6 protein-coding genes and 1 tRNA gene are annotated in these 7819 nt (G+C 44.4%); 1 reads left to right on the top strand and 6 read right to left on the bottom strand.

Annotation, left to right across the window (positions count from 1 at the left end):
• Window positions 1–213 precede the first annotated feature (213 nt).
• The 6 genes from DP116_RS25235 to DP116_RS25210 all read right to left on the bottom strand — a co-directional run bounded on the left by DP116_RS25235 (window position 214) and on the right by DP116_RS25210 (window position 7063).
• A complete protein-coding gene (locus DP116_RS25235; RefSeq protein WP_169157769.1) occupies window positions 214–2439 on the bottom strand; it encodes a GumC family protein in 2226 nt (741 codons plus the stop codon).
• 557 nt (window positions 2440–2996) lie between these two features.
• Window positions 2997–3068: transfer RNA gene (locus DP116_RS25230), tRNA-Gln, on the bottom strand.
• Between the two features lie 206 nt (window positions 3069–3274).
• Window positions 3275–4555, bottom strand: coding sequence for a RuBisCO small subunit-like domain-containing protein (locus DP116_RS25225; protein WP_169157768.1), 1281 nt, complete (start codon window positions 4553–4555; stop codon window positions 3275–3277).
• A 166-nt stretch (window positions 4556–4721) separates the two neighbouring features.
• Window positions 4722–5057, bottom strand: a complete 336-nt coding sequence (locus DP116_RS25220; RefSeq protein WP_048870441.1) for a ribulose bisphosphate carboxylase small subunit — start codon at window positions 5055–5057, stop codon at window positions 4722–4724.
• Between the two features lie 78 nt (window positions 5058–5135).
• Complete coding sequence (rcbX, locus tag DP116_RS25215) at window positions 5136–5534, bottom strand: RuBisCO chaperone RbcX (RefSeq protein ID WP_169157767.1); 399 nt, start codon at window positions 5532–5534, stop codon at window positions 5136–5138.
• 98 nt (window positions 5535–5632) lie between these two features.
• Window positions 5633–7063, bottom strand: a complete 1431-nt coding sequence (locus DP116_RS25210; RefSeq protein WP_169157766.1) for a form I ribulose bisphosphate carboxylase large subunit — start codon at window positions 7061–7063, stop codon at window positions 5633–5635.
• Window positions 7064–7480: 417 nt separating this feature from the next.
• On the opposite strand from DP116_RS25210, the gene DP116_RS25205 reads away from it, so the two are divergent.
• A complete protein-coding gene (locus DP116_RS25205; RefSeq protein WP_339381562.1) occupies window positions 7481–7693 on the top strand; it encodes a GNAT family N-acetyltransferase in 213 nt (70 codons plus the stop codon).
• The last annotated feature ends 126 nt before the right edge of the window (window positions 7694–7819 follow it).

The raw sequence follows: 7819 nt of genomic DNA, 5'->3' as shown, positions 1-7819 counted from the left end.
AAGCGCACGCTAAGAGCGAACGCGCAGCGTGCGCCTTTGGCGCTTAGCGTCTCCGCAGGAGATACGCGCAGCGCGTTGCTGCAGGCATTAAGCTCGTGCTCTGTTTGCGAGTCAAATTCCGTCCCCCGCGCCTTGTTTTCTCTCAGCTAAACAACAGTTGTGTCTTCCTGTATCAGACACAATCTGCTGCGTTTCCACACATCCCACGAAGCTTTATGAGTTTCTTCTACCATTTCTAAAAGAAGATGAAGTTGACCTGGAATGAGTGAAGTCAATACTATCATCATCTCCAATTCTTTCATTACTCATGCTCTGTTTGTAATACTGTTGGTAATAGCTATATGAGGCAGGCGTGGTATCTTTGGACTTATTAGCTATCACTCCTAAAATCGGTGTGCCAGACATTTGGAGATCGTCTAATGCTTGCTGGAACATGGTACGTTTTAGCTTTCCTAATCCTGCGACTAGTATCAGTCCATTGGTATTAGCAGCGAGTAGGTTAGCATCTGCAAAACCCACTAAAGGTGGCGTGTCGTAGATTACCAAATCAAAAGAGGCTTGTAACTCACTCATCAAATCCTGCATTTTCTGAGATGCGAGCAATCTAATTGAGTCAGGGGGAATTGGACCAGCACTCAGAACAAACAGGTTGTCCTCTAAGGGCGATCGCTCAATTACATTGTTCCAGTCTAAATCTTGTGCAATGACATCAGTTAATCCCTGAATATTCATCAGACCCACACGATTATGGATTGTGGGAGAGCGTAGATTTGCATCTACCAGTAGTACTCGTTGCCCCATTGCTGCAGCTGCGAGCGCTAGGTGTATTGCTACAGTCGTCTTACCATCTTCTTTTGCCGCCGAACTGATGACGAGTGAACGAATCGGTGTATCTGAGCTCAGAAGAAGAATGTTTGTGTAAAGAGAGCGAAAAACTTCAAAAAAGGATGCTTTGACTGCTTGTTGCATTCCACCAGATGTTTCTTGCCAAGCTAATGCTCCTATTTCTTTCCTTAAGGGAACGACTCCTAATAGCGGTAATCCAGTTGCTTCCTTGAGATCTTTGGAAGAGTATAGAACGTTGCTGAGCTTATCTGCAACTAAAGCTGCACCTGTACCCAACAGCAAACCTAACAGTGTCCCCAAAGCTAAGTTTCGTTTGGCACTACCTGGGCCAGCTTTTGGTTCATTGACTTCCTCTAGTTTGGGATCGAGTAACTTCCAGGAGGGCGACCTCAAAGCTTGCTCAATCTGCAATGCTTGTTTTTTAGCTGAAAATTGAGTCAGACCTTCAGTGGCAATCTTTAAGTTCCGCTGAATATCATCGTATTCACGGATCACAACTGCTAAATTTCTGAGGTAATTATTGAAATAAGCAATTTTGTCTCCCAAAGATTTATCACGTGCTTGCAAGGCCCGGATACGGCTTTCATAATCTCTTTTCACGCGATTTTCTTCCCCAGCTAGCATTGGGAGTAAATTTGCCTTCTGTGCCTGTAAATTTTGCAAACTGGGGTTTTCACTTGTGAATTTTGCTCCTCCTTTTTTGATCTCAATATCTACTGTTTGGATTTGATCCAATATTTTTTGGTAACGAGCGTTTTCGCTTAACACCGAATTCCCAGCCCTTTCACCTGGCTGTTGGGCTAACTCCCGTTTCAAATCTTCATAGGTAGCTAGCATTTGTTCTAGCTGTATGCGATTTTCTGCTTGCTGTTGGGTTAAAGTAGCAATTTGTTGAGAAATTTCTTGAGCTTTCTGTGCTGGTTCAACTAAGTCATGTCTTTGTCGAATAATTCGCTGTCTTTCTTGCCAAGCTCTAACCCGATTCTCTAAAGGCAGTTCTTGCTGTCTAACAAAGCTAATTGCCTGATTCACATCCTCTAGATGCTCGTTGACACTATACTCGACGTAAGTTTTTTGAAGTTTAGTTAAGACATCGCGAACTAGCTCTTTGTCTGGAGATGTGTATGTGACTTCTAAGATGTTTGGTTTTTCGGATGCTATTTGTAAGCGGGCGACTATTGAGTCGTAATCTAGTTTTGGATATTTAGTTTTATACTTATCCTGAAGCTCTTCGATAACTTTGTCTAGCATTTTACGACTTTCTAAAACTTGCATCGTCGTCGTAACTGCTTCTACTGACTCAGGAGATGCTATTCCTTGTTGGGAACTCAGGCTTTGAGGGATATTGGCTACTGCCCGACCCTCACCAGTCACAGGCTTTGTTAAAATCTCAAACCGACCTTGATATACTGGAGGATCTGTTTCTGCCTTCAACACAGCTGCTGTAGCTATGACGCCTGTTACACCAGCAATCAATAATGCGCGACGGCGTAGAGTTGCCCCAACTTGACCAAGATTCAACCCACCTTCTTCATTTAGCTGGGCTGTGTAGGCTTGTGACAACGGGTGAGGATATTTGTCTGACTTCAGCATAGCCTTAGTAACTTCTCTGAGTTGTGGTTTTCCGTAGTTGCACGCTTTCGAGCTAAACTTTGGCATACATTTTTCTAATGTGCTCAAGTGCCAGTTGTTTGACATTCGCCTGAACGTTGGTGAACACATTAGTTAATGGCACAGTTTTGATACCCTTGAGGGCAATTTCAGTTTTACCCTAAACCAAGTGATAGATACTTTAACCCTGTCTGAAGTCCCGAAAAAATACTAATAACACCGCAGCAATGCACTTAAGTACACTATTCTTATACACTCAATACTCTTCCGGATAAAACCTAATGATATGAATTTAACTTTTTTATCTTAGGTATACACATTAGGTGGAACTTGCAGTGCCAATCAGAAGAACGCACAATCTCGCCGGTAGAAATTTATAATTATCCTAGCCGCAAAAGGGGCACTCTGAAGAAACACTCTTGAGAGAGGGAGTGAGGGAGTGAGAGAGTGAAATGTTTGTTTCATGCATAATAAGTGACGCACTGCCGGTGGAGTGCTTTCAATGAAGATGCTAAACTTGTATTTTTCTCTCTTTCTAACTGGGGCGCTAGGATTCGAACCTAGGGATGGCGGGACCAAAACCCGCTGCCTTACCACTTGGCTACGCCCCATCAATTTATCTTTCAATAATATAGCAACAATTGAGGGGGTAGTGTCAAGTACTTCGCAAGTTGACTTGAGGAGAATTTTATCAAATCGAAGAGGCATTCGCCCGTGAAACTAGAAGCAAGAGCGTATATCTATGGCTTGCGCCACTGGGCTGCTATAACGACACGGGCTTTGCCGAACAGGCAAAAAGAGCCAAGGCTTGGGTAGTTCAGCGACTATCAACTTTCCCATTTGGGCGCTGAATAATTGTTTCTACAACCCGCCGCTTCGCCTTTGGATCGATACTTACCAAGCGCACATACTCATTGCTATATTCCCCAAGACAGGATTCCACAGTTGATATTGCATCTTGTTCGCCGGTAATTGGGCTTGTGATGCAACTTTGCCAGGAACCTGTACGGAAGCGTCGCTCATCTACATGCTCAATACCTATTCTGTAACCATGAGACAAGATTTCACGTATCTGTTCTTGTGTCTCCAGAGTTAAATGAGTATTTGATTGCTGCTGTTTCTGGTACCCATTGGATGTTGTACCTTGACTTGCGCCATTACTTGACGGCTGAGTTGTTGGTGTCACAGCACCAGAAGGTGCGGATTGATTACGAGAGTACAAGCTGCGATTATACTGACTCACCAGTTGAGAACTCTCGACTTGCTGTTGTTCACCAACCATCAAGTTGCCTATCTCAATTAAGTGAGACAAGCTGAAATTAGGCTTTCTAAATTGTGGTGGACCTTCAACGCTATTAACCACACGTTGAGATACGCGCTCAATTCCTATTTCGTGTATGAAGTTGCGAATTTGTTCGTCATAAATTCGGGCACGCAAAGCGCTGAAAAAGTCTATCGATTGATTTGGGAATGTATCGATTAATTTTTCAACTTCTTGGCGTGAAAGTTCATCTTCACTAAAAATCCCGGTGACAATACCAACCTTATCATCTCGGTCTGGATCCCAGTAAAATTTCTCCATCCGACCATCCCGAATTAAAGGTGCATAGAGGGTGGAGAAATCATTACCTGTTACAATAATCGGTACACGATGTAAAGGTGTTGCGTCATAACTACCGGGAAGTTGCACATCTGTAGGATTGTCAGCAATATTCATCAGTGTGGCATTTACCAACTGAGTGTTGACTGTGTACTGAGTGCCTTCATCAAAGCGTCCCGCACCTGCATCCAAATCATTAATCATGATCACGCACATTCTGCCGCGCACGCGAATGAGTTCCGCTGTTTCTCGATAGCGCAGACGAATTAGACGTGCTGAATCTCCAGCATCTGGACTTTCGAGTTCGCCGCCGGATATGTGAGTCACCTCAACACCCATTCTCTCAAAGACTAACTCACATTGAAACGACTTGCCCTCGCCTTTGCGTCCGTGGATACCTAAAATTAGGGGGACTCGAACACCAGGAAGGTCGAGGTAATTTTTGGTGATGTGTACTGCAAGTTTATCCAGAAAGCGGGGAGAAATGTAGTAGCTCATAGATCTCGCCAATAATTTCAATATACAAATCTACTGGATACGTTACAAAAAGTGCGGTCTACACTCTCTAAATAGTAAAAAATAGAGGTAGATAACTCTACCTCTTTTACTGGGAGATGAATCAATGACTTACAGTTGTCTGACAATTCATTCCAATTTATCAGCTTTAGTATCTGCTGCTATTGGGCTTGTGAACGATAAAGCTGAGAACTTGGCACTGCTTGATGTTGTCAAAACCCACCACGCGGATAAAGTTATTGCCGTACTGAGAACGGCAAGCTTGAACTTCGTTTAAAACTTCTTGAGTAGATTTTGCACCAAACAGAGGCAGTTTCCACAGAGTCCAGTAATATACTGTCGGCTCTGAATTCTCGTTAAACTCAATAGCCGGAATGTAACCTTGGTTGAGAATGTACTGGATTTGCTTGGCAATCTGAGCATCAGACAGAGGAGGCAAATAGGAAAGGGTTTCGTAGCGACGCTCTTTTGGTAGGGTTTGCATAGGTGATGATAATGGGTTGCGGTTGACATCAGTTATCAGTCATCAGTTATCAGTTATTAACTGTTCACTGTTCACTGTTCACTGTTCATTATTTGGATCTGATGTTGTTTGCGTTTCTGGTTCAGGACTGGGAGCTGATGTATCTATATGCGTGATTCGCTCAAGATGCTGGCGACGGTGTTCCATATTGGCTTGCTGAATGCCTGTGCGAACCATTTCGGGTAAGTATTCAGTGACTTGTTCCGCTATGTGTTCTCTAACAGTCATGATCCGCAAAGCCAATTCCGGCTTTTCTTGAAACAGTTCCTTTATGTATGCTTCTCCATCCTGAATTTTGTCGGCGGAAAAGCGTTGTAGCCAAAGTGCTAAAGGAGGATTTGTTTCGCTAACTTGAGCCAACACCGTTTTTAGTGCCTGATAAGTCAGGTAGCTTTGCAGCGTCTTGGCTGTGTCCTTCGCAATTTGCTTAATATCCATGCTTGACCCCAGCCCTAGAATAGGTAAAAAGTAAAAAAGTCAAAAGTAATGAAAAATAAGGATTATTTTCTTTTACTTTTTAACTTTTTACTCTTGCATCAGACGGTATCGACTGCTTCAAACTCGAACTTAATTTCCTTCCACAGTTCGCAAGCAGCAGCCAGTTCAGGAGACCACTTAGCAGCTTCGCGGATAATGTCGTTACCTTCACGAGCCAAGTTGCGACCTTCGTTACGAGCTTGGATACAAGCTTCCAGGGCGACGCGGTTAGCGGTAGCGCCAGGAGCGTTACCCCAGGGGTGACCGAGAGTACCACCACCAAATTGCAGCACGGAGTCATCACCGAAGATTTCCACTAGAGCTGGCATATGCCAAATGTGGATACCACCGGAAGCTACAGCCATCACTCCGGGCATAGAAGCCCAGTCTTGAGTGAAGTAGATACCGCGAGATCTGTCTTGCTCAACGTAGTTCTCACGCAGTAGATCGACGAAGCCCATTGTGATACCGCGCTCACCTTCGAGCTTACCGACGACGGTTCCGGTGTGGATGTGGTCACCGCCGGACATACGCAGGGTCTTAGCCAAGACGCGGAAGTGGATACCGTGGTTCTTTTGACGGTCGATAACGGCGTGCATAGCACGGTGGATGTGCAGCAGAATACCGTTATCACGGCACCAGCGAGCTAATGTGGTGTTAGCGGTGAAGCCTGCAGTTAGGTAGTCGTGCATGATAATGGGCATTTTGAGTTCTTTGGCGTACTCTGCCCGTTTCAGCATTTCTTCGCAGGTGGGAGCGGTCACATTCAGGTAGTGACCTTTGATTTCACCAGTTTCGGCTTGTGATTTGTGGATAGCGTCTGCAACGAACAGGAAGCGATCGCGCCACCGTTGGAACGGTGCAGAGTTGATGTTTTCGTCGTCTTTGGTGAAGTCCAAACCACCGCGCAAGCACTCGTATACAGCGCGTCCGTAGTTTTTGGCAGACAGACCCAACTTGGGCTTAATCGTACAACCCAACAGAGGACGACCATACTTGTTCAGTTTGTCGCGCTCTACTTGAATACCATGTGGAGGTCCTTGGAATGTCTTGAGGTAAGCAACAGGAATCCGCAAGTCTTCCAGACGCAGTGCTTTCAGGGCTTTGAAACCAAACACATTACCTACAATAGAGGTCAACATGTTGGTTACAGAACCTTCTTCAAATAGATCCAACGGATAGGCAACGTAGGCAATGAATTGGTTGTCATCGCCAGGAACTGGCTCAATATCGTAGCAACGACCTTTGTAGCGATCTAAGTCGGTGAGCAAGTCTGTCCATACGGTTGTCCAAGTACCAGTGGAAGACTCAGCAGCCACAGCAGCGCCTGCTTCTTCGGGCGGAACTCCTGGCTGGGGTGTTACGCGGAATGCTGCCAAAATATCTGTATCTTTCGGAGTGTAATCGGGGGTGTAATATGTTAGCCTGTAATCTTTTACCCCAGCTTGATAGCCTGATTTCGTCTGAGTCCTCGTTTGCGCGTAAGACATAATTCCCTTCCAAGAAGTCACTCTTTTTACTTACAAATCGCGTCACGTGCTGCTTTCCTCACTTCAAACCTATCACCTTTTACTGAGCGATAGATAGAAAACATTTTGTGTCAGGGGTTGCTTCTTACAGAGAATTGTGGTTTTCCTACAATTCTTGACAAAACATCCAATCTGTGTTACGTGAAAGACAAAGTGACACGTTGCGTAATTTGTAGCTCGTTTCACAATATATCAAGAATGTAATAAGTTATTCTTTGAAGATTTTTAACAATTATATTTAAATTTCTTATTAAAGAATAATTTAACATTATATTAAGAATGCTTTACAAAAATGTAAGATTTTTGTATTTTCTTACAATCGTAAAACTACAGGTACCAGCTACTACATCCCTGAAACAAGCACGATGCAAAAATCCTATGCAGATTCCTCAACTTGAAAGCCAACGTCTGATCCTACGGGGATGTAGTGAAGAAGACCTTGATGCTTACACCGAAATGTGCAGTGACCCTGAAGTTATGCGCTACATTGGCGAAGGCAAACCTTTGTCCCGTTGGGAGTCTTGGCGAAATATGGCAATGATACTTGGTCATTGGCAACTACGGGGATATGGTAAACTGTTACGCATGTGAAAACGCGCACAACTGAAGGCTAGATATTCTGCTATCACTAGTTTTCTTAATTTTGAATTTTGAGAGAAGTTTGAGCGGAGGTTTCCTCCGTAAGCGCAAGCGCACGCCAAGGGCGAACGCGCAGCG

Origin of the sequence: Brasilonema bromeliae SPC951 (assembly GCF_012912135.1) — a bacterium.
GTDB lineage: Bacteria > Cyanobacteriota > Cyanobacteriia > Cyanobacteriales > Nostocaceae > Brasilonema > Brasilonema bromeliae.
The sequence above is the reverse complement of the archived record's forward strand: the minus strand, read 5'-3'. Positions and strand labels throughout refer to the sequence as shown.